This is a genomic window from Aeromonas sp. QDB03, assembly GCF_027707985.1.
Lineage (GTDB): Bacteria > Pseudomonadota > Gammaproteobacteria > Enterobacterales > Aeromonadaceae > Aeromonas > Aeromonas hydrophila.
Genome location: NZ_JAPCJG010000012.1, coordinates 55,684 through 75,911, shown reverse-complemented (window position 1 = coordinate 75,911; position 20,228 = coordinate 55,684). Strand labels below are relative to the sequence as shown.

18 protein-coding genes are annotated in these 20,228 nt (G+C 62.0%); 4 read left to right on the top strand and 14 right to left on the bottom strand.

What is annotated here, in order from left to right:
* Positions 1-144: 144 nt before the first annotated feature.
* The 3 genes from PG900_RS20450 to PG900_RS20440 all read left to right on the top strand — a co-directional run bounded on the left by PG900_RS20450 (position 145) and on the right by PG900_RS20440 (position 4,030).
* Positions 145-3,117 (top strand): HD domain-containing phosphohydrolase, encoded by a 2,973-nt coding sequence (locus tag PG900_RS20450; RefSeq protein WP_270800577.1) that lies wholly within the window; start codon positions 145-147, stop codon positions 3,115-3,117.
* A 132-nt stretch (positions 3,118-3,249) separates the two neighbouring features.
* Positions 3,250-3,600, top strand: coding sequence for a hypothetical protein (locus PG900_RS20445; RefSeq protein WP_043162439.1), 351 nt, complete (start codon positions 3,250-3,252; stop codon positions 3,598-3,600).
* A gap of 76 nt (positions 3,601-3,676) precedes the next feature.
* Positions 3,677-4,030 (top strand): hypothetical protein, encoded by a 354-nt coding sequence (locus tag PG900_RS20440; RefSeq protein WP_270800574.1) that lies wholly within the window; start codon positions 3,677-3,679, stop codon positions 4,028-4,030.
* 42 nt (positions 4,031-4,072) lie between these two features.
* Here PG900_RS20440 and PG900_RS20435 read toward each other — a convergent pair whose 3' ends face one another.
* From PG900_RS20435 to rplU, 5 genes are all read right to left on the bottom strand, one after another.
* Positions 4,073-5,767: an AMP-binding protein gene (locus tag PG900_RS20435; protein ID WP_270800572.1), complete on the bottom strand. Its 1,695-nt coding sequence runs from the start codon at positions 5,765-5,767 to the stop codon at positions 4,073-4,075.
* 170 nt (positions 5,768-5,937) lie between these two features.
* The gene (locus tag PG900_RS20430; RefSeq protein WP_016349611.1) at positions 5,938-7,308 is read right to left on the bottom strand and encodes a YjiH family protein; all 1,371 of its coding nucleotides are present in this window, start codon (positions 7,306-7,308) and stop codon (positions 5,938-5,940) included.
* Between the two features lie 393 nt (positions 7,309-7,701).
* Complete coding sequence (gene cgtA / locus PG900_RS20425) at positions 7,702-8,904, bottom strand: Obg family GTPase CgtA (protein WP_011704870.1); 1,203 nt, start codon at positions 8,902-8,904, stop codon at positions 7,702-7,704.
* A 190-nt stretch (positions 8,905-9,094) separates the two neighbouring features.
* Entirely contained in the window at positions 9,095-9,352 is a 258-nt protein-coding gene (rpmA, locus tag PG900_RS20420; RefSeq protein ID WP_005339028.1) for a 50S ribosomal protein L27, read from the bottom strand.
* A gap of 17 nt (positions 9,353-9,369) precedes the next feature.
* The gene (rplU, locus tag PG900_RS20415) at positions 9,370-9,681 is read right to left on the bottom strand and encodes a 50S ribosomal protein L21 (RefSeq protein WP_005304210.1); all 312 of its coding nucleotides are present in this window, start codon (positions 9,679-9,681) and stop codon (positions 9,370-9,372) included.
* A 242-nt stretch (positions 9,682-9,923) separates the two neighbouring features.
* On the opposite strand from rplU, the gene ispB reads away from it, so the two are divergent.
* Entirely contained in the window at positions 9,924-10,895 is a 972-nt protein-coding gene (gene ispB / locus PG900_RS20410) for an octaprenyl diphosphate synthase (protein ID WP_252452532.1), read from the top strand.
* An 84-nt stretch (positions 10,896-10,979) separates the two neighbouring features.
* On the opposite strand, the gene PG900_RS20405 is transcribed toward ispB, so the two are convergent.
* The 9 genes from PG900_RS20405 to tsaE form a co-directional block, all read right to left on the bottom strand.
* Positions 10,980-11,168: a DUF2065 domain-containing protein gene (locus PG900_RS20405; protein ID WP_065475894.1), complete on the bottom strand. Its 189-nt coding sequence runs from the start codon at positions 11,166-11,168 to the stop codon at positions 10,980-10,982.
* 111 nt (positions 11,169-11,279) lie between these two features.
* On the bottom strand, positions 11,280-12,164 hold the full coding sequence (hflC, locus tag PG900_RS20400) for a protease modulator HflC (RefSeq protein WP_011704867.1): 885 nt from the start codon (positions 12,162-12,164) through the stop codon (positions 11,280-11,282).
* A 3-nt stretch (positions 12,165-12,167) separates the two neighbouring features.
* Positions 12,168-13,319 (bottom strand): FtsH protease activity modulator HflK, encoded by a 1,152-nt coding sequence (gene hflK, locus PG900_RS20395; protein WP_016349609.1) that lies wholly within the window; start codon positions 13,317-13,319, stop codon positions 12,168-12,170.
* A 91-nt stretch (positions 13,320-13,410) separates the two neighbouring features.
* Entirely contained in the window at positions 13,411-14,697 is a 1,287-nt protein-coding gene (gene hflX / locus PG900_RS20390; RefSeq protein WP_011704865.1) for a ribosome rescue GTPase HflX, read from the bottom strand.
* A 63-nt stretch (positions 14,698-14,760) separates the two neighbouring features.
* Positions 14,761-15,024: an RNA chaperone Hfq gene (gene hfq / locus PG900_RS20385; RefSeq protein ID WP_011704864.1), complete on the bottom strand. Its 264-nt coding sequence runs from the start codon at positions 15,022-15,024 to the stop codon at positions 14,761-14,763.
* A gap of 70 nt (positions 15,025-15,094) precedes the next feature.
* Positions 15,095-16,012: a tRNA (adenosine(37)-N6)-dimethylallyltransferase MiaA gene (miaA, locus tag PG900_RS20380; RefSeq protein WP_270832139.1), complete on the bottom strand. Its 918-nt coding sequence runs from the start codon at positions 16,010-16,012 to the stop codon at positions 15,095-15,097.
* Positions 16,013-16,105: 93 nt separating this feature from the next.
* Positions 16,106-17,962: a DNA mismatch repair endonuclease MutL gene (mutL, locus tag PG900_RS20375; RefSeq protein WP_270800565.1), complete on the bottom strand. Its 1,857-nt coding sequence runs from the start codon at positions 17,960-17,962 to the stop codon at positions 16,106-16,108.
* Between the two features lie 230 nt (positions 17,963-18,192).
* Positions 18,193-19,758 carry an N-acetylmuramoyl-L-alanine amidase gene (locus tag PG900_RS20370; protein ID WP_270800563.1) on the bottom strand — a complete coding sequence of 522 codons (1,566 nt, stop codon included), beginning with the start codon at positions 19,756-19,758 and terminating at the stop codon, positions 18,193-18,195.
* Positions 19,749-20,222, bottom strand: a complete 474-nt coding sequence (tsaE, locus tag PG900_RS20365; RefSeq protein ID WP_017410299.1) for a tRNA (adenosine(37)-N6)-threonylcarbamoyltransferase complex ATPase subunit type 1 TsaE — start codon at positions 20,220-20,222, stop codon at positions 19,749-19,751. Before tsaE ends, PG900_RS20370 begins: the two co-directional genes overlap by 10 nt.
* Between the last annotated feature and the right edge of the window lie 6 nt (positions 20,223-20,228).

Here is a 20,228-nt window from a genome sequence, read left to right as displayed (position 1 = left end):
TTGATTCACAGACCAGTAACAAGTGGGGCAATGTAGCACGGGATACCTGAATGAATCACGTGATCAGCCGGCAAAATTGGCCAGAGCGAGCACCGAGAGCTCCGGCAGGCGCCGTTTCCGTCAGCCACATCCCGATATCCATGAATGGGTTATTGTGTTTTCTGTCATCCTGTTGGCACACTGCAAGCTGATCGTCTCTGCAATCGCCCGTGTGACAAGGATGTGTCCATGACAACTGCCAGGCCAGGTCGTAAACCCTTCTACGTGCATATCGCCACCCTCTTCATCCTGCTGTTCACCCTGCTCGGCAGCGCCCTCATCGCCTTGCAGTTCCAGCAAGGGGCGCGCCAGGGACTGGAGCACGAGCGACAGAACTTCCTGCAGTATCGCCAGCAGCTGGCCCTCGCCCTGCAACTGAACGAGCGACCGGCCCGCATGTCCCTCAGCCTGTTGCGCAGCGGCCAGCTGGCCGCCATGACCACCTTGACCGAACGCCTGGCCTACCTGCCACAACTGGCGGAGGTGCTGGCCAACAGCCCCAGCTATGGGGCCGTCTACGCCGGCTACGAGGATGGCGACTTCTTTCTGGTGCGCAAGCTGACCGAGCGGGCCAGAGCCCAGCTTGGCGGCGTACCGACCGCTAGTACCCTGCTGGTGCAGAGCCTCAGCCAGGGCAAGGGGGAATTTCTCTATTTCGATCAACGGCTGACCCTGCTCGAGCGCCGTGCCATGCCGAACTACCGCTACGATCCCCGCAGCCGCGACTGGTACAAGCAGGCCCGCTGGCGCGCGGGGATCGCCACCACCAGTCCCTATCTCTTCTTCACCACCAAGGAGCCGGGCATGACGCTGGCGGTGGAGAGCGACGACCGGCGCGCCGTGATCGGGCTCGACACCAGCGTCGAGGGGCTGTCGGCCCTGATCGGCAAGCTGCAGCTGCCCGCCCAGAGCCAGGTGATCCTGTTCGACGAGTACGCTACCCTGCTGGCCGCCGACCCCAGACACCTGCCCAGCTTCGAGCAGCTGAGCCAGCTGCCCATGCTGGCGACTCTGCCCCACCCGGCCCTGCCGGATCTGCAGCGGCGGATCATCAGCCAGCCCACCCTGCTGAGCGAGCCGGCCGAGCTCAACCTGACCGCCGCCGATGGCAGCGACTGGCTGGTCAACCTCGCCCCCCTCGGGACCGACTCCCCTTTCCACATCGCCCTGCTGGTCTCGGCCGACCTGCTCTATCAGCAGGCCCGGGACGAAGCCCTGGTCAACCTGGGCTGGGCACTGGCGGGCCTGCTGCTGCTGCTGCCGGTGATCTGGCTGGTCTCACGGCGCACCGCCACCCCGCTGCTGGCGCTCACCCAGGAGGCGGAGCGAATCCAGCACTTCGATTTTGGCGAGAGCCGGGTCCCCGAGTCGGCCATCCGCGAGATCGACGATCTGGCCCGCACCATGTCTGGCATGCGGCTGACCCTCGGCAACTTCATGAACATGGGGCGGGCGCTGGCGGCCGAACACCGCTTCGACTCCCTGCTCAGCCGTATCCTGCACGAGACCATCGCCGCGGTGCAGGCCGAAGGGGGCTGCCTCTACCTGGCCCAGGAGCAGGGCATGGTGGCGGTACAGGCACTGTGGCGCAAAGCGCCGCTGCCGGCCGAGCAGATCCGCTGGCAGCAGGCCCTGTTTGGCGAGCTGGCCCGGGGCAAGCGGCTCAGCCTCGCCATCGACCAGAGCGGCTGGCAGCAGTATCTGGCTGACTGGGGCCCCTTCCCCGGCCCCTGCCAGCTGGTGGCCGAGCCGCTGCGCAACCATCGCCAGGAGCTGAGCGGCTGCCTGCTGCTGATCCTGCCTGACTGCCCGGCCCGCGAGCTGGCCTCGCGCATCAGCCTGATCGAGGCGCTGGCGGGCACCTCGGCCTCCGCCATCGAGAACCAGCGCCTGCTGGAGGAGCAGAAACAGCTGCTGGAATCCTTCATCGAGCTGATGGCCGGCGCCATCGACGCCAAGAGCCCCTACACCGGCGGCCACTGCCAGCGGGTGCCGGAGCTGACCCGGATGCTGACCGAAGCTGCCTGCGCCCAGCAGCAGGGGCCATTCGCCGAGTTTCGACTCAACGAGGAGGAGTGGGAGGCCATCCATATCGCCAGCTGGCTGCACGACTGTGGCAAGGTGACCACCCCCGAATTCGTGGTGGACAAGGCCACCAAGCTGGAGACCCTCTACGACCGGATCCACGAGATCCGCACCCGCTTCGAGGTGCTCAAGCGCGACGGCTACATCGAGGCGCTGGCGGCCCGCCTGCCGGCATCGGAGCGGGAAGCGGCCAGGAGCGAGGTGGCTCCGCTCTGGAGCACCCTGGATCAGGAGTTCGCCTTCGTCGCCGAGTGCAACCTGGGTGGTGAGTGGATGGCGCCGGAGAAGCTGGCCAGGCTGGATGCCATCGCCAGCCGCACCTGGCTGCGTACCCTGGACGATCGGCTCGGCATCAGCCGGGAGGAGCTCAAGCTGCGCCAGAACGAACCGGCCGCGCCGCTGCCCTGCGTCGAACCCCTGCTGGCGGACAAGGCCGCCCACCTCATCCCCCGCCCCGTTCACGATCAGCTGGACGAGCGCAACCCCTGGGGCTTCAAGGTGCGAGTGCCCACTCACCTCTACAACCGCGGCGAGCGCTACAACCTCGCCATCGGCCGCGGCACCCTCACCGAAGAGGAGCGCTACAAGATCAACGAGCACATCATCCAGACCATCCGCATGCTCGAGCGCCTCCCCTTCCCCCGCCATCTGCGCAGCGTGCCCGAGATTGCCGGCGGCCACCACGAGCGGATGGACGGCAAGGGCTATCCGCGCCAGCTGCTGGGCAGCCAGATGAGCATCCCCGCCCGCATCATGGCCATCGCCGACATCTTCGAGGCACTGACCGCCAGCGATCGCCCCTACAAATCGGGCAAAACGGTCTCCCAGTCGCTGGCCATCATGCAGAGCATGGTGCGCGAGCAGCACATCGATCCCGCCCTGTTTGCCCTGTTTGTCAGCAGCGGCATCTGGCACGACTATGCCGAGCGCTTCCTCGCCCCCGAGCAGCTGGATCAGGTGGATGAAACCGCCCTGCTGGCCGCACTGGCCTAGGGCGGGTCATATTTTCTTACATTTGCGGGCTGGCCTGAGCGCCCCCGGCTGGTTATAACGGTGCCCCTATAGCGAAGGGGGAGCAATAGACTCCCCCTCACTCTTTGTCACACCACACTGTTCAGGTTATCTATGTCAAAACATCTCATTGTGCTGGGCGCGCTGACGCTGTCCGGCTGCTCCCTGCTGTCTCCCCCCGCCCCCACCGTCACCCCGGTGCACCTGGCCGATGCCAGCCAGCGCGGCTTCTACATCGAGTGCAGCAGCATGACGGCCTGCTTCCAGCAGGCCAACCAGACCTGCCCGCAGGGCTACAAGGAGACCGATCGCCGCCAGCAGACGCTCTACAGCACCCAGTATCTGGGGGGTAGCTACGACGACGACAAGAAGGTCTACAAGGCGGCCAAGCCCTATCGCGTCGCCAACACGGTCCACTCCCTGACCATCCAGTGTCCGGTCGACATGGGCATCACCCCGCGCTGATCTGCGCCTCGCGGCCGGCACGGGAAACCCAAATCCTGGCCGGCCCTTCTCTTGTCTCACCAAGGACGAGCCTCTTATGTCACCCAGAATATGGCTGCTGGGCAGCATCTTGCTGTCCGGCTGCGCCCTGCTGCCAGCACCCGCCACCGTCAGCGAACTCCCCTCCGTCAATCCTGCTCAACAACGCTTCCAGATCGAGTGCGGCGCGCCAGAGGAGTGCCAGCAACAGGCACTCTTGAGCTGCCCCCACGGCTATCAGCAAGTCGATCGAAGCAAGCGCACCATCACCACTCACCAGATGAGCATGGGGGTCGCCGATCCGGTAACGGGATTTAGCCCAGGCTTCCCCCAGACCAGCACCTTCACCACCCACATGCTGCTGGTACAGTGCCCCCGCACACCGGCACGGCCCCACCCGCTTGGACGCTGACGAAAAAGGGCCCGCAGGCCCTTTTTCCATTGTCACCGCCACTCAGCCCGTCGCCTCGGCGTGCTGGCGGGCCAGCTCGTCACTCATCAGCTCCCGCATCCTGAATTTTTGCAGCTTGCCGGTCACCGTCATGGGGTACTCCTCCACGAACCGGATGTATCTGGGCACCTTGAAATAGGCGATACGGGCCGCCAGGAACTGTTTCAGCTCCTCCTCGCTGGCCTCCTGGCGGGGTCTGAGCTTGACCCAGGCGCACACCTCTTCGCCATAGCGCTCGCTGTCGACCCCGAACACCGCTGCATCCTGCACCGCCGGATGATCGTAAAGACGCTCTTCGATCTCGCGCGGATAGATGTTCTCGCCACCGCGGATGATCAGCTCCTTGCTGCGCCCGACAATCCGCACATAGCCCTCTTCATCCATGATGCCGATGTCCCCCGAGTGCAGCCACCCCTCCTGGTCGATGGTCTCCGCCGTCTTGACCGAGTCTTGCCAGTACCCCTGCATCACCCCGTTGCTGCGACAGCAGATCTCGCCCCGCTCGCCGATGGCGACTATCTCTCCGCTCGGGTCGACCAGCTTGATCTCGGTGTGGCCGATGGCGCGGCCGACCGTGGTGACCCGCTTGTCCAGCGGCGCATCGATGGCGGTCATGTGATTGATGGGGCTGCACTCGGTCTGGCCGTAGGCGATGGTCACCTCAGTCATGTGCATCAGGGTCTGCACCTTGCGCATCAAGGGCTCGGGGCAGATGGCGCCGGCCATAATGCCAGTGCGCAGGGAGGAGAGATCGAACTGGTCAAACTCCGCCAGCTCCAGCTCGGCGATGAACATGGTCGGCACCCCGTGCAGGGCGGTGCAGCGCTCCTCGTTCACCATCCGCAGGGTGGCCGCCGGATCGAAGGCTTCGGCCGGAAACAGGGCGCAGGCCCCCACGCTGATGCTGGCCAGGTTGCCGAGCACCATGCCGAAACAGTGGTAGAGCGGCACCGGGATGCAGAGCCGGTCCTGCTCGCTGAACGCCATGCCTTGCGCCACCTGGCGGCCGTTGTTGAGGATGTTGCTGTGGCTGAGGGTGGCCCCCTTGGGGTTGCCAGTAGTGCCAGAGGTGAACTGGATGTTGATGGCGTCATCGGGTTTGAGGGTGGCCGCCACCCGGGCCAGCCAGGCCGGGTCCTGCCGGTCGCCCAGTGCCAGCACCGCGGGGAAGTTGAGCATGCCGGCGCTTTGCTCCTCCCCGAGCCGGATCACCATCTCCAGGCTCGGCAGGCGGGATGATACGAGACGGCCGGGTGAGCAGTGCGCCAGCTCGGGGGCCAGCTCCCCCAGCATGGCGAGGTAGTCGCAGCCCTTGAACGCACTGGCACAGATGAGGGCCCGACAGCCCACGTTGTTGATGGCAAAGGCCAGCTCGTAACTGCGGTAGGCGGGGTTGATGCAGACCATGATGGCCCCGATGCGGGCCGTGGCAAATTGCACCAGGCACCACTCGATGTTGTTCGGCGACCAGATGCCGACCCGATCCCCCGGCCGGGTCCCGAGCGCCAGCAGGCCCAGCGCCAACCTGTCTATCTGGGTCAGGTATTCACGGTAGTTCCAGCGGATCTGCTGGTGGCGTACCACCACTGCGGGCCGGTCGGGGAAACGTTCCGCCACCTGTTGCAGGTAGGCGCCTATGGTCTGGTGAAGCAGCGGCTGATCGCAGGGACCGGCCCGATAGCTGAGCAGTGAGGTCATGGGGTGACTCCTGGCCACATAGGTTGGACGTGCCTACTGCTCGGCTGGCGTGTTTTTGCAGCCTGTTACATTAATGTAAAAACAAGGCCTATAAAAGACTCACTTTGGTCTAATGCCGGCCATAAAAAACGGCCAACCGAAGTTGACCGTGTGACAAGGTGCGAGCCGGATCAGAACAGCAGGTGCGCCACCCCAGCGATGACCGGCAGGGTGATCAGGGTACGCAGCAGGAAGATCACGAACAGCTCCCACAGCTTGACCGGGATCTTGCTGCCCAGCAGCAGGGCGCCCACTTCCGACATGTAGATAAGCTGGGTGACCGACATGGCGGCGATCACGAAGCGGGTGATGTCGCTCTCGATGGTGGAAGCCAGCACTGCGGGGATGAACATGTCGGCGAAGCCTACCATGATGGTCTTGGAGGCCGCTTCTGCCTCCGGCAGTTGCAGCAGCTCCAGCAAGGGCACGAAGGGGGCCCCCAGCCAGTTGAAGATAGAGGTGTGTTCGGCCAGCATCAGGGCGCAGGTGCCGATGGCCATCACCACCGGCAGCACGCCGAAGATCATGTCCAGCGCATTCTTCACCCCTTCCCGTGCCACTGCCCCCATGTCGGTCATGCCCTCGGCCTTGGTCAGGGCCCGCTCATAGCCGTAGCTCAGCACGCTGTGCTGGTGCGGCACCGACTCCTGCTTGCGACACAGGGGAGTACCGTCGCTGTAGACATCCTTCTTCCAGCAGAGCGGCGGCAAACGCGGCACCACGATGGCGGCCACCACCCCGGCCAGACAGACGGTCAGGTAGAAGGGCACGAACATGTGCTCCAACCGAACCTGGGAGATCACCACCAGGCAGAAGGTAATGGAGACGGCAGAGAAGGTGGTGCCGATGACGGCCGCTTCCCGCTGGGTGTAGAACTTGCCTTCGTACTGTTTGCTGGTCAGCAGGATGCCGACACTGCCATCCCCCAGCCAGGAGGCGAAACAATCCACCGCAGAGCGACCGGGCAGACGGAACACCGGGCGCATGATGCGGGTCATCATGGTGCCGACAAACTCCAGCAGACCGAAATCGAGCAGCAAGGGTAGCAGCAGGCCGGCGAAGATGAAGACGGAGAACAGCACCGGCAGCAGATCATGCAGCACCAGGCCGCCGGTCGCATCGGAGCGCAGGGCCGCCGGGCCCGCCTCGAAGAAGGTCAGCAGCACGAAGATGCCGCCCAGTACCCGTACGCAGGCCCAGAAGGGAGAGACGTTGAACAGGCTGTTGAGGAAGGGGCGTCTGACCAGGATCGCCGGCTTGAACAGCCAGGCTACCAGCGTCATCAGCATGGTGGTGGTGATGATGGCGCTGACCATGGCCACCAGATAATCGGCAAACACCGTCTGTACCAGCTTCGCCAGCACGGCCACGGGGATGGTGACGTTTCCGTCATAGATGACGGGGGTCATGAACAGCAGGATCCCGATGAGTGACGGGACCAGGAACATCAGCACGTTGCGGCGGGTATTGAGCGCAGGTGCTTGCAGAGTCTTTTCCAGCATGGTCTACAGCCTTAATGTTACTTTTCCTTAGCCAGGCAAACCTGCATATCCATGCTCTCGCCCGGCAAAACGGGCGCAAGAATACCCCAATAAAATGCACAAACAAGCTTTTAATGGATCATTTCAAGCATAAATATTTATACAGGCAAACCTTCCATAAGAATGCACGCAAGCAGATACGCATATCAATTCATTGCAATTGGTTAGCATATTGTTTCAGCAAGGTTACATTCAGGTGCGCAGTATAATCAGTTGCGGTTGGCAGGCAATAAGTGACATAAGAAATATATCTATATGGTGATCCGGTCGATCCCCATAAAAAAACCGGAGCCTGGGAAGGCTCCGGTTTCTCAGCACCGGGTGGCGGTATCACGACCGCGCACGGGATCTGGGTCAGTCACGCACGTAGATGACTTCCACGCCATCATCGTCTTCGTCGTCCCACTCGTCGTCGTCCAGCGATTCATCAAACGCCTTGGAGGCGGCCAGCGCATCGGCTTCAGCCTTGGCCAGCTGGTTCTTGTGGTAGTCGTCCCACTTGAACTCCACCTTCTCGATGGCGTCTTTGGCATCTTCCGCCAGCTGACGGGGCATGGTATCCAGCAGATCCAGGATGTCGTAGCAGACCTTCTTGGTCCCTTCCTTGCTGATGGCGGTGATGGCGTAGACAGGGCCTTCATGATTGAGGGCGGTCTTGACGCGATCCATCACTTCCTGAGCCTCTTCTTCCAGGATCAGGTCCATCTTGTTGAACACCAGCCAGCGCGGCTTGCTCGCCAGCTCAGGGCTGTATTTTTCCAGCTCCCGGACTATGGTCACCGCATTCTCGGCCGGATCAGAACCATCGACCGGGCAGATGTCCACCAGATGGATCAGCACGCGGCAGCGCTCGAGGTGCTTGAGGAAGCGGATACCGAGGCCAGCGCCTTCGGCAGCACCTTCGATCAGACCGGGAATGTCGGCGATGACGAAGGAGCGGGAGTTCTCACCACGCACCACGCCCAGGTTCGGTACCAGGGTGGTGAAGGGGTAGTCGGCCACTTTCGGACGGGCCGCGGAGACGGCGCGGATAAAGGTGGACTTGCCGGCGTTGGGCAGACCCAGCATGCCGACGTCGGCCAGCAGCAACAGTTCCAGCTTCAGGGTACGCACTTCACCCGGGGTACCGTTGCTCTTCTGGCGCGGTGCCCGGTTGACGGAGCTCTTGAAACGGGTGTTGCCAAGACCGTGGAAGCCGCCCTTGGCGACCAGCAGCTTCTGCTCGTGGTGAGTCAGGTCACCCAGCAATTCGCCGGTGTCTTCATCGCTGGCGCGGGTGCCGACCGGTACGCGCAGGATCCTGTCCTTGCCACGACGGCCGGTACAGTTGGCGCTCTGGCCATTCTCGCCACGTTCGGCGGCGTGAAAACGCTCGAAACGGTAGTCGATCAGGGTGTTCAGGTTTTCATCGGCAACCAGATACACGTCGCCACCGTCACCGCCGTCACCGCCGTCCGGGCCGCCGTTCGGAATGTACTTCTCACGACGAAAGCTCACACAACCGTTACCACCGTCACCGGCATCGACTCGAATCTGGACTTCATCAACAAACTTCATAGGTAACCGTCACCTTAATTCGAAAAACCGATACGCAATTATAGTGGTACAGACCCCTGCGGGCGATACGCATCTTGCCAAGCATGCCCTTTCAGAGCCAGGGTCAGCTGCGTGCCGTTTTTTCGTAAACTGCTGCAGAAAAACAAAAGCCCCGCCTGTTGGCGGGGCTTCGGATCCTTGCGGTCCGTAATTACTCAGCAACGATGCTAACGTACTTACGGTTCAGCGGACCTTTAACTTCGAACAGGATTTTACCAGTCGCAGTAGCGAACAGGGTGTGATCCTTGCCCAGACCAACGTTGGTACCGGCGTGGAACTTGGTGCCACGCTGACGAACGATGATGCTGCCAGCCAGAACTGTTTCGCCGCCGAAACGCTTCACGCCCAGGCGTTTAGCTTCTGAATCGCGGCCGTTGCGGGATGAACCGCCAGCTTTTTTGTGTGCCATCTATCGTACTCCTCTAATTAAGCGCTGATGCCAGTGATTTTGACTTCAGTGAACCACTGACGGTGGCCCGCTTGCTTACGGTGGTGCTTACGACGACGGAACTTGACGATAGTCACTTTCTCGCCACGGCCGTGAGCCACAACTTCAGCTACAACCTTGCCACCTTCAACGAAAGGAGCACCTACTTTAAAAGTGTCGCCTGCAGCAACCATCAGCACTTCGTTGAAGTCGATGGTAGCGCCAGTCTCAACGTTCAGCTTTTCCAGACGAACGATTTGACCTTCGGCCACACGGTGTTGTTTTCCGCCGCTTTGGAATACCGCGTACATTTGATTAACTCCGTAAAGGCGTGTCTTTTGCTCAAGGCCAGACACGCGCAAAAACCTATAACAATGGGCCGGCATTCTACGCAAATCGATTTGCTCAGGCAAGGCCAATTTAGCAAAAAGTTTATTTTGTGCGCATATCTGCCGCCGTGAACAAACGCTTAACTGTAACCCATTGTGAAATCGTGTAGAATCCCCGCCATTGCTAAAATCGCAGTCATCACTGCCGTCACGTTACGAGACTTATGGACCAACAGACTATCCGTGCGCTCTGTGCCGCCGACATGACGGCGGTCAATGAACTGATCCTGGCGAGACTCCAGTCCGATGTCAGCCTGATCAACCAGCTGGGTTTCTATATTGTCAGTGCAGGCGGAAAACGGATGCGCCCCATGCTGACCGTCATGGCCGCCCGCGCACTGGGATACGAAGGTGAAGATCACCTGAAACTGGCTGCCATCATCGAATTCATTCATACCTCCACCCTGCTGCACGACGACGTGGTCGACGAATCCGACCTGCGCCGCGGCCGGGAAACCGCCAACGCCCTGTTTGGCAATGCCGCCAGCGTGCTGGTCGGTGACTATCTCTACAGCCGCTCCTTCCAGATGATGAGCGAGCTCTCCAACCTGCGGGTGATGGAGATCCTCTCCGATGCCACCAACACCATCGCCGAAGGGGAAGTGTTGCAGCTGATGAACTGCAACGATCCGGATACCACCGAAGAGAGCTACATGACGGTCATCTACTGCAAGACCGCCAAGCTGTTCGAGGCGGCCACCCGCCTCGCCGCCGTACTGACCCATCAGCCCGAGCCCGTCGAGCAGGCCATGACCGACTACGGCAAGTATCTGGGCACCGCCTTCCAGATCATCGACGATGTGATGGACTACTGCTCCCAGAGCGACGAGATGGGCAAGAACGTCGGCGACGATCTGGCCGAAGGCAAGCCGACCCTGCCGCTACTGCGAGCCATGGAAGTAGGTAGCCCGGAAGAGCGCCAGCTGGTGCGCGATGCCATCGAGCACCGCAACGGCATGGAGCACCTCGACCAAATCCTGGCCATCCTCGATCGTACCGGCGCGCTGGAATACTCCCGCATGCGGGCCCGAGAAGAGGCCGACAAGGCCATCGCGGCCCTCGCCATCCTGCCAGACTCCCAGCACAAACAGGCATTGGCAACACTGGCCCACATGGCGGTGCAGCGCAGCGCCTGATGCTCAGCCGGAAATAAAAAAGAGGCCCTTTGGCCTCTTTTTTATTGTCCGGCAAACACAGTCTGGCTCACTCAGTGCCATTCTCTAACGCGCCAGCGCCCACAGAATCACGGTCCCGGCCACCACCAGACAGCCGCCGATGCGGCGCAGCTGCTCGGTGGGCTGCTCGCTCAGCAGCCGCAGCATCTGTTGCCAGGCGCGCGGCATCAGCAGCGGTCCCAGCCCCTCGAACAGCAACAGCAAGCCCAGCCCCATCAAGATGGATGTCAGCATCACCTCTCCTCTCAACAACTATGTCCACAAGCTGCCGGAGCACCGGCAAACCCCTGACCGCCAAACAAAAGGGCCTGAATTATCAGGCCCTTGGGTATCATTGCAACTCGCTTACTGCTTGCTGCCGTGCGGCGACTTGAGGTAGCGGAAGAACTCGCTGTCCGGCTTGAGGACCATCAGGTCATTGCCACCGGCGAAGCTCTTGCGATAGGCCTCCATGCTGCGCACGAAGCTGAAAAACTCGGGGTCTTTCTTGTAGCTGTCGGCATAGATCTTGGCGGCCTCGGCATCCCCTTCACCACGCAGCTGACGGGCGTTACTCTCGGCGTCGGCAATCATCACGGTCACCTTGCGGTCGATGTCGGCGCGCAGGATCTCGGCCTGCTCGCGGCCCTGGGAGCGATGCTCACGGGCTACCGCAGTCCGCTCGGCACGCATCCGCTGATAGATGGAGCTGGAGACTTCCACCGGCAGGTTGATCTGCTTGATGCGCACATCCACCACCTTGATGCCGAGCTCGGAGGAGCGCGCCATCTTCATCAGGGCATCTTCCATCACGGTACTGCGCTCACCGGAGACGATGTCCTTGATGGTGCGGTTACCGATCTCGGAACGCAGACCGTTGTTGATCTTGCGCTTGAGCAGGTCTTCGGCCTGGATCTTGTTGCCACCACCGGTCGCCAGGTAGTACTTGGAGAAGTCCTCGATCTTCCACTTCACGTAGGAGTCGATGATGAGGTCTTTCTTCTCGGACGTAACGAAACGATCCGCCTGGCCTTCCAGGGTCTGGATGCGAGCATCCATCTTGCGTACCTGGTCGATGAGCGGCACTTTGAAGTGCAGGCCCGGCTCATACAGGCGCGGCTCACCGGAGTCGACCCGCTTCACCTTGCCGAACTGCACCACGATGCCCTTCTGGCCTTCATCGACGATGAAGACCGACGAGAAGCAGACCATGGCGGCCACAGCGATGACACCAATAGCTATCTTTTTCATCTATTAGTTTCTCCCTGAGCTGAAACGGTCGCCGCTACGCAGCGGAGTCGGAGTGGAGTTGGCCCCTTCGTTGGACGGCGGGGTCTGTTCCACCACCGGCGCACCTGCCGGACGAGCCGGTTGCACTGCGGTCGCCTTGCCGGAAAGCTTGTCGAGCGGCAGATAGATCATGCTGTTGTTGCCAGCCGGCATGTCGACCACCACCTTGTTGGCCTGCTGATACAACTCTTCCATGGTCTCCAGGTAGATACGATCACGGGTCAGCTCGGGCGCAGCCTGATACTGGGGCAGCAACTCGTTGAAGCGAGCGACTTCACCCTTGGCCTTCAGCACGATCTGGGACTTGTAGGCTTCGGCCTCCTGCTCCAGACGCTTGACCTGGCCACGGGCCTTCGGCTCCACTTCACGGGCATAGGCTTCGGCTTCACGAATGAAGCGCTGTTCATCTTCCTGGGCGGAGATGGCGTCATCGAAGGCGTCTTTCACCTCTTCCGGCGGACGTGCCGGCAGGAAGTTGACGTCGACGATCTGCAGACCCATGTGATACGGCTCGATGATGCTGTCGATCACCTGCCAGGTCTCCTGGCGCACCTTCTCACGACCGGTGGTCAGCACGTCGTCCATCCGGGTGTGGCCCACCACGTAACGCAGGGCGCTGTCGGTGGCCTGGCTCAGACTCTCATCGGCATTGGTCACGCTGAACAGATACTGCTCCGGGTCGACCACGCGATACTGCACGTCCATCTCGACCCGCACCACGTTCTCGTCCTGGGTCAGCATGAAGCCGGAAGCCGGCAGGGAGCGGACCGATTCCACGTCCACCGGGATCACCCGGTCGATGAAGGTCGGCTTCCAGCGCAGGCCGGGATCCACGTTGTGGGAGTATTCGCCAAAGCGCAGCACCACGCCCCGCTCGGCTTCACGAATGGTATAGAAGCCGCTGACGACCCACACCACTACCGCCACTACCAGGGCGATGGAGAGGCCAAACTTGCCTACATCGCCACCACCAGACTTGCCGCCACCGAGCAGACCACCAAAACGGCGGCTCACCTTGCGCAGCATCTCGTCCAAATCAGGGGGTCCCTGATTCTTGCCGTTGTTCCCCCAGGGGTCACGGTCTTTGCCGTTGTTACCAGGCTCATTCCAAGCCATCAGCGTCTCCATTAATACATGCGGATGGATATCATCTCTATCGGGCCATCAACCGTTGATGAAGCCAGCAAACATTCATCTCATCGACGAATCAATGCCTGATAAAGCGTTGTAAACTCTCACCTTCTTGTTTCATGAGGCGGTTCCAGTCAGCCAGTTGCAGGCGGACTTCCAACACAAAATCCCCCTCCTCGCTGAAACCTTCCTGCTCGATGCCCTTGAGGCGATAGAGCGCACTGCGCAATCTGGCGGCCGAAGGCGGCAACTGCAGGGTGTGGTGCACCATGGATCCGGCCAGCAATTCAGTCAGGGCCGTAAACAGGTCTGCACACCCTTCCCCGGTCTGGGCTGACAGCCAGACCCGCACCGGGCGCCCCTCTTCGTCACGCTCAAGCCCGACCGGATGTTCACCCAGCTTGTCGATCTTGTTGCAGATCATCAGCTGGGGTCGGTCATCGGCTTCGATCTCGGCCAGCACCTGCTGCACCGACTCGATATTTTCCTGCATCTGCTCATCGGCACAGTCCACCACGTGCAGCAGCAGGTCCGCTTCGCGGGTCTCCTGCAGCGTCGCCTTGAAGGCCGCGACCAGATCATGGGGCAAGTGTCGAATAAATCCAACTGTATCCGCCAGAATCACATCACCCACATCCTGGATCACCAATTTGCGCAGGGTCGGATCCAGGGTTGCGAACAATTGGTCGGCAGCATACACGCTGGCAGCTGTAAGTTGGTTGAACAAAGTGGACTTTCCGGCGTTGGTGTAACCCACCAGAGAAACGGTCGGTACCTCGTTGCGGTTGCGGGCACGACGCCCCTGCTCCCGCTGCTTGGCCACCTTGTCGAGCCGACGCAAAATCGCCTTGATACGCTCACGCAACAGGCGACGGTCGGTTTCCAGCTGAGTTTCACCCGGGCCGCGCAGGCCGATCCCGCCCTTCTGACGTTCAAGGTGGGTCCAGCCTCGCACCAGGCGAGTAGAAAGATGGCGTAACTGGGCCAGTTCGACCTGCAACTTGCCTTCGTGGGTACGGGCGCGCTGGGCAAAGATATCGAGGATCAGGCCGGTCCTGTCCACTACCCGGCACTGGAACAGACGCTCCAGGTTGCGCTCCTGGGCAGGGGTCAGGGCATGGTTGAAGATGACGACGTCGGCATCCAGCATCTGGACCTGGGACGCTATCTCTTCAGCCTTGCCGCTGCCGACAAAAAATTTGGCGCTGGGCGCACTGCGGCTGGTGGTGATCACCCCCAGCGCATTGACCCCGGCCGAGCTCACCAGCATCTTGAGCTCTTCCAGATCCTCCCGCTCACCCTCATCACTGAAGTTGACATGTACCAGAACGGCCTGTTCGCCGGCTTCATAACGGTCAAACAAGCGCTTGCTCCTTGACAGGAATCATGATGAATCTGGGTTGACGAGTCGCCTCGTCCCGGGATATCACGCCTCGGCTTCACCCTGCTCTTCGCCAGCCGCGCCCGGCGCATGCTGGTGGTGGTTGACGGCACGGGCCGGCACCACGGTAGAGATGGCGTGCTTGTAGACCATCTGGCTCACGGTGTTCTTCAGCAAAATGACAAACTGGTCAAACGATTCGATCTGACCCTGCAGTTTGATGCCGTTCACCAAATAGATAGAAACAGGAATCCGCTCACGGCGCAGCGCATTCAAAAACGGGTCTTGGAGAGATTGCCCCTTAGCCATCTTCTTTTCCTTATAGTTTGTTGTTTTTAAACACCGGATATCAATATAACAACCTGATTATACAGGAGTGTCAAGCCACTCCGGCACGGGCGACGACCCTTGCCAGATTGCCAGACTCACCAGATTCCAACCAGGTCACATCAGACCAACCGCGCAACCAGGTCATTTGACGCTTGGCCAACTGGCGGGTGGCAACAATTCCGCGATAGCGCATCTCATCATACTCCACTTCCCCCGCCAGGTAGTCCCACATTTGGCGGTATCCCACGCAGCGGATGGAGGGAAGATCCGGGGTGAGATCGCCCCGTTGATAGAGCGCCCTGACTTCCTGTTCAAAGCCTCCCTGCAGCATCTTGTCAAAGCGCAGCTCGATGCGCTGGTGCAGCACGGCGCGATCGCTCGGTGCGATGGCAAACTGCAGCACCCGATAGGGCAACCCCTCCCCCTGCGCCTGAGTCAGCTCGGTGAGCGTCTTGCCGCTGATGCGGTAGACCTCGAGCGCCCGGCTGAGCCGCTGCGGGTCATTGGGATGGATGCGGGCACCGGCCACCGGGTCGATGCGCACCAGTTCATCGTGCAGAGCCTGCCAGCCAAGGCGAGCGGCCTCCTCCTCGATGCCGGCCCGAATGGCGGGGTCGGCGGAAGGCAGCGGAGAAAGCCCCTCCAGCAGCGCCTTGAAATAGAGCATGGTGCCGCCCACCAGCAGCGGAATGCGGCCGTGCTCGGCAATCTCTTTCATCTCCCGCAGCGCATCCTTGCAAAAATCGGCCGCCGAATAGCTCACGGCGGGGTCCAGGATATCGATCAGCCGGTGCGGGGCTCGTGCCAGTTCATCGGCGGTCGGCTTGGCGGTGCCGATATCCATGCCGCGATAGATGAGCGCGGAATCTACGCTGATGATGTCGCAGGGCAGCGCCTGGCACAGTTCGATGGCGAGATCCGTCTTGCCGGAGGCCGTCGGCCCCATCAGAAAAATTGCAGTCGGCAAGTCAGCCACGTGAAAAACTCCCCTTGCATGGTTGCCGCCCGTGCGGCGCACCTGCAAAAAAACTGGTTTATGGGTTCAAGAGGGGCATTCCCCTCAATGGCCATCGGCGAACTCGGCCAGCACGCTCGCCAGCGCCAGCGGGCGCACCATGCGAACGTCTGCCAGTTGGTCACTGAAATCGGCTACAAGTTCCGTCAGCAGACGGTTGGCCGTGGCAAAATCGTATACTTTTTCGCGACTTATCCCCTGCTCCACCAGCCATTGGCATAGTACTTCAGCCTGCTGGCCGGCATCACTGTCAGATCCGCTCTCGATCAGTTGCAGCAATTCGGGTAATAAGCGCACCAGATCGGTCTGGCGCAGCAACGCCGGCACCCGAGTCAGGATCATGGTGTCGCGCCCGCCGCTTTTCAACTCCAGCCCCATCCGTTTGAGCAAACGATCCTGCTGCTCGACCAGCGCGACCAGGTTTTTCGGCAACTTGAAGGAGACCGGTAACAGCAGTGGCTGAGCCGCCAGCCCCTGACCCCAGGTCTCCAGCAGCCAGTGGCGCAGCAGCAAGCGCTCGGCCCGCACCAGCGACAGCAGAGCCAGCCGGTTGTCCCGCTCCAGCAACAGATAGGCCTGTTCCACCAGGGTCAATGCCCGCCACGTCCCCGCTTTGGCGAGCACGGCAACGGCAACAGGTGCGGTTTCAGCCTCTGCCTGCACTGCCGGCAGGGTAGTGAGCAGCGATCCCATGCCGCGCATCGCCTCCCGGCTGGGGGGCTCGGGCGGCTGGTAGTTGCCCGCTCTCCCTGCACCACTCCCTTCCCGCACTTCCCGGGCCGGGGCCCGGTAGTTGTGCTCGGCGCCATACCACTCGGCTCTGGGGGCCTGGCCCGGGTACTCGATGGGGGCACTGACCGGCAGCTCGACCAGGGTCTCGGCCAGGGGCTCGTCGCTGGCTGCTCCTTGCTGGCGCAGGGCAGTAAACAGCGCCTGGAAGATGAAGTCGTGAATGAGGCGCGCCTGATGAAAGCGCACCTCGTGCTTGGCCGGATGGACGTTGACATCCACCTGGCGCGGATCCAGCTCGATGTAGAGCACGTAGGCCGCGAACCGGTCGGCCGGCAGCAGCTCGTCATAGGCCTGGCGGATGGCGTGGTTGATGAGCTTATCGCGCATCATGCGGCCATTGACATAGGTGTATTGCAGATCGTTCTGCGGCCTGGCGCCCTCCGGGGTCGCCAGCCAGCCCCACAGCCGCACGTCGCTGTGCTCGCTCTCCACCGCCAGCGCGTGGTGCATGAAGGGAGAGCCGCACACCGCGGCGAGCCGGCGCTCCTGCTCCGCCACCGTATTGGCGGCCTTGTACTGGCGCACCACCTTGCCGTTGTGACGCAGGATCAGGGTGACGTCGAAGCGGGAGAGCGCGATGCGGCGTACCAGCTCATCGATGTGGGCGAACTCGGTCTTTTCGCTGCGCATGAACTTGCGCCGTGCCGGAGTGTTGAAGAAGAGATCCACCACCTCCACCGTGGTGCCCACCGGGTGGGCCGCCGGTTTGACGGTGACGCTCATCTCGCGTCCTTCGGCCTGCGCCTGCCAAGCCTCGCTCTGCTCCGCCGTGCGGGAGGTGAAGGTGAGCCGGGAGACCGAGCTGATGGAGGCGAGCGCCTCGCCGCGAAAGCCCAGGCTGTTGATCCCTTCCAGATCGTCGAGGGTCGCCACCTTGGAGGTGGCGTGGCGCGACAGTGCCAGCACCAGCTCATCCTTGGCGACACCACCGCCGTTGTCGCGAATGCGAATGAGCTTGGCACCGCCCTTGTCGATGTCGATCTCGACCCGGTCGGCGCCCGCATCCAGGCTGTTTTCCACCAGCTCCTTGACCACGGAGGAGGGCCGCTCCACCACCTCACCGGCAGCAATCTGGTTGGCCAGAATCGGCGGCAATATACGGATTGGCATCGCTTACTCCTGCTGGTTGAACGGGGTGGCTGTGGCAATCGCCCCGGATGAGAGCCACGCCGCCGTACCACAGCCCACGCTCGTCTGGCTGGCCAGAACAGGGGACAAGATACGGATCGACATCACTGACTCCTGATGATTAAAGGCGCGGGTAATCGGCGGGATTCGATGACGGCTCACCGGACCCGTCCCTGTCAGTGGCAGGGACGGGTCCTGCGGCTCATCCTGCGCTATTTTTGCGGAATATAGAGCACCTGCCCTATCTGGATGTCCCGCGACTTGAGCTTGTTGATCTCCACCAACCGCGCCTGGCTGACCCCGTATTTCTCGGCGAGCCGGGAGAGGCTTTGACCGCGGGTGACCACATGACGGAGCATGTTGGCCTTGTCGTTGCTCTGCACGCTGGCGACCGGGGCACTGGGCTCTTTGGCCGCCACCACGTAGGGCTTGATCACCCCGGCGCCGGACGAGGATCCGCCGACGCTGCTGACCGGTGCCCCGCCATCACTGCTACGATTCGGCTCGGTGGCCGGCATCCGGTTGGTCACCACCTGCTGCACCGGTTGCGCCGCCGGCTTGCTGACGGCGACCGGCTTGCTGGCGGGGGCGGGTCGGCTGACCGCCGCCTGCTTGTTGCTGCCCTGCCCCTTGCCGGTGAGCATGGCCCCCTTGGTCGGATGGGCACGGTAGTAGTTGCGGATGCCTTCGAAGATGGCGCGGGCCAGCTGATCCTGATAGCTGGCGGTGGCCAGCAGCTGCTCTTCGGCGTGGTTGGAGATAAAGCCCGTCTCCACCAGCACGGAGGGGATATCCGGCGCCTTCAGCACCGCCAGACTGGCGTGCTCCGGTGCCTTCTTGTGCAACCTGGCAACCCGGCCCAGCGAGCGCAGGATCTGGCGGCTGACGTCATAACCCTCGGCACGGGACTTGTCCATGGAGAGGTCGAGGAAGGTCTGCGCCAGATAGGGGTTCGGGTCCGATTCGGCCAACACCTTGCCGACGCCCCCCAGCAGCTCGCCCTGCTTCTCCTGTTTCTCCAGCCAGCTGCCCATCTCGCGGTTGGCGCGGTTGGTCGACAGTACCCAGACGGAGGCACCGCGCGGGGTCGAGTTGTGGAAGCTGTCGGCGTGCACCGACACCAGCAGGTCGGCCTTGGCCTTGCGGGCAATCTCGGAGCGCTTGTTTAGATCGACGAAATAGTCGCCGCGCCGGGTCAGCACGGCACGCATGCCGGGCTCGCGGTCGATGAGGGCGGCCAGCTTCTGGGAGACCGCCAGGGTCACCCGCTTCTCGTAGGTGCGACGCGGGCCGATGGAGCCCGGGTCTTCGCCGCCGTGGCCCGGGTCAATGGCAATCACCACTCCCTTGCCCTTGCCACCCACCGGCGTGGCTTGCACCGTGGCGGAGGCCTTCTCTTCGTACGGCAGGTCGATCACCAGACGGTGGCCGTAGGGCCCCGCCGGTGCCAGCGGGAACACCACCGGCTTGATGGTGGAGCTGAGATCCAGCACCAGCCGCAGACCGCCCTTCTCCAGCGGCGAGCTCTCGCGGATCTTGCGCACCAGCTCGCTCTTGTTCTCGATGCGGGCCAGATTGGTGACGTTGCTCGCCCCTTTCAGGTCGATCACCAGCCGGTCGGGGCCGGTCAGGGTGAAGTAGTTGTAATTGGGGGCGCTGCTCATGTCGAGCACCACCCGGGTGTTGTCCGGCGACGGCCACACCCGCACGCTCTTGAGCTGATTCGCCCAGGAGGGTAAGGCCAGCAGGGAGAGGGCAATAACAAGGATCAAGCGCACGTAGATGACAACCGTTCCAGAATGGCTTCGCCAATAGCGGTGCGGGCCTCTATCAGGACCTCACGCTGCTCGTTTGCATAACTCAGGGTAATGTCGAGATCGGGGGCAGGCAGCCAGCCATCGCCCTTCTCCGGCCACTCCACCAGACAGAGGGTATTGGCGCCGAAGTAGTCACGGATCCCCATGAACTCCAGCTCCTCCGGGTCGGCCAATCGATAGAGATCGAAGTGGTAGAGCTGCCAGTCGGCCAGCTCATAGGGCTCGACCAGGGTATAGGTCGGGCTCTTGACCTTGCCCTCATGCCCCAACCCCTGTACCCAGCCCCGGGTCAGGGTGGTTTTGCCGGCCCCGAGAGAGCCGTGCAAGAACACCGTGGTTGCCTGCTGGCAGGCGTGGGCCAGTCGGCCACCCAGTGCCACCGTTGCTGCCTCGTCCGGCAGTGTCATCATCAACTGTTTTGCCATGTTCTT

Bases quoted from the DNA above. Each gene is read 5' to 3' on its own strand.
- mutL (WP_270800565.1), bottom strand. From the start codon at position 17,962: ATGCCAATCCGTATATTGCCGCCGATTCTGGCCAACCAGATTGCTGCC.
- PG900_RS20430 (WP_016349611.1), bottom strand. From the start codon at position 7,308: ATGCTGGAAAAGACTCTGCAAGCACCTGCGCTCAATACCCGCCGCAAC.
- PG900_RS20440 (WP_270800574.1), top strand. From the start codon at position 3,677: ATGTCACCCAGAATATGGCTGCTGGGCAGCATCTTGCTGTCCGGCTGC.
- cgtA (WP_011704870.1), bottom strand. From the start codon at position 8,904: ATGAAGTTTGTTGATGAAGTCCAGATTCGAGTCGATGCCGGTGACGGT.
- PG900_RS20445 (WP_043162439.1), top strand. From the start codon at position 3,250: ATGTCAAAACATCTCATTGTGCTGGGCGCGCTGACGCTGTCCGGCTGC.
- rplU (WP_005304210.1), bottom strand. From the start codon at position 9,681: ATGTACGCGGTATTCCAAAGCGGCGGAAAACAACACCGTGTGGCCGAA.
- hfq (WP_011704864.1), bottom strand. From the start codon at position 15,024: ATGGCTAAGGGGCAATCTCTCCAAGACCCGTTTTTGAATGCGCTGCGC.
- PG900_RS20435 (WP_270800572.1), bottom strand. From the start codon at position 5,767: ATGACCTCACTGCTCAGCTATCGGGCCGGTCCCTGCGATCAGCCGCTG.
- hflK (WP_016349609.1), bottom strand. From the start codon at position 13,319: ATGGCTTGGAATGAGCCTGGTAACAACGGCAAAGACCGTGACCCCTGG.
- rpmA (WP_005339028.1), bottom strand. From the start codon at position 9,352: ATGGCACACAAAAAAGCTGGCGGTTCATCCCGCAACGGCCGCGATTCA.
- tsaE (WP_017410299.1), bottom strand. From the start codon at position 20,222: ATGGCAAAACAGTTGATGATGACACTGCCGGACGAGGCAGCAACGGTG.
- ispB (WP_252452532.1), top strand. From the start codon at position 9,924: ATGGACCAACAGACTATCCGTGCGCTCTGTGCCGCCGACATGACGGCG.
- hflC (WP_011704867.1), bottom strand. From the start codon at position 12,164: ATGAAAAAGATAGCTATTGGTGTCATCGCTGTGGCCGCCATGGTCTGC.
- PG900_RS20450 (WP_270800577.1), top strand. From the start codon at position 145: ATGGGTTATTGTGTTTTCTGTCATCCTGTTGGCACACTGCAAGCTGAT.
- PG900_RS20405 (WP_065475894.1), bottom strand. From the start codon at position 11,168: ATGCTGACATCCATCTTGATGGGGCTGGGCTTGCTGTTGCTGTTCGAG.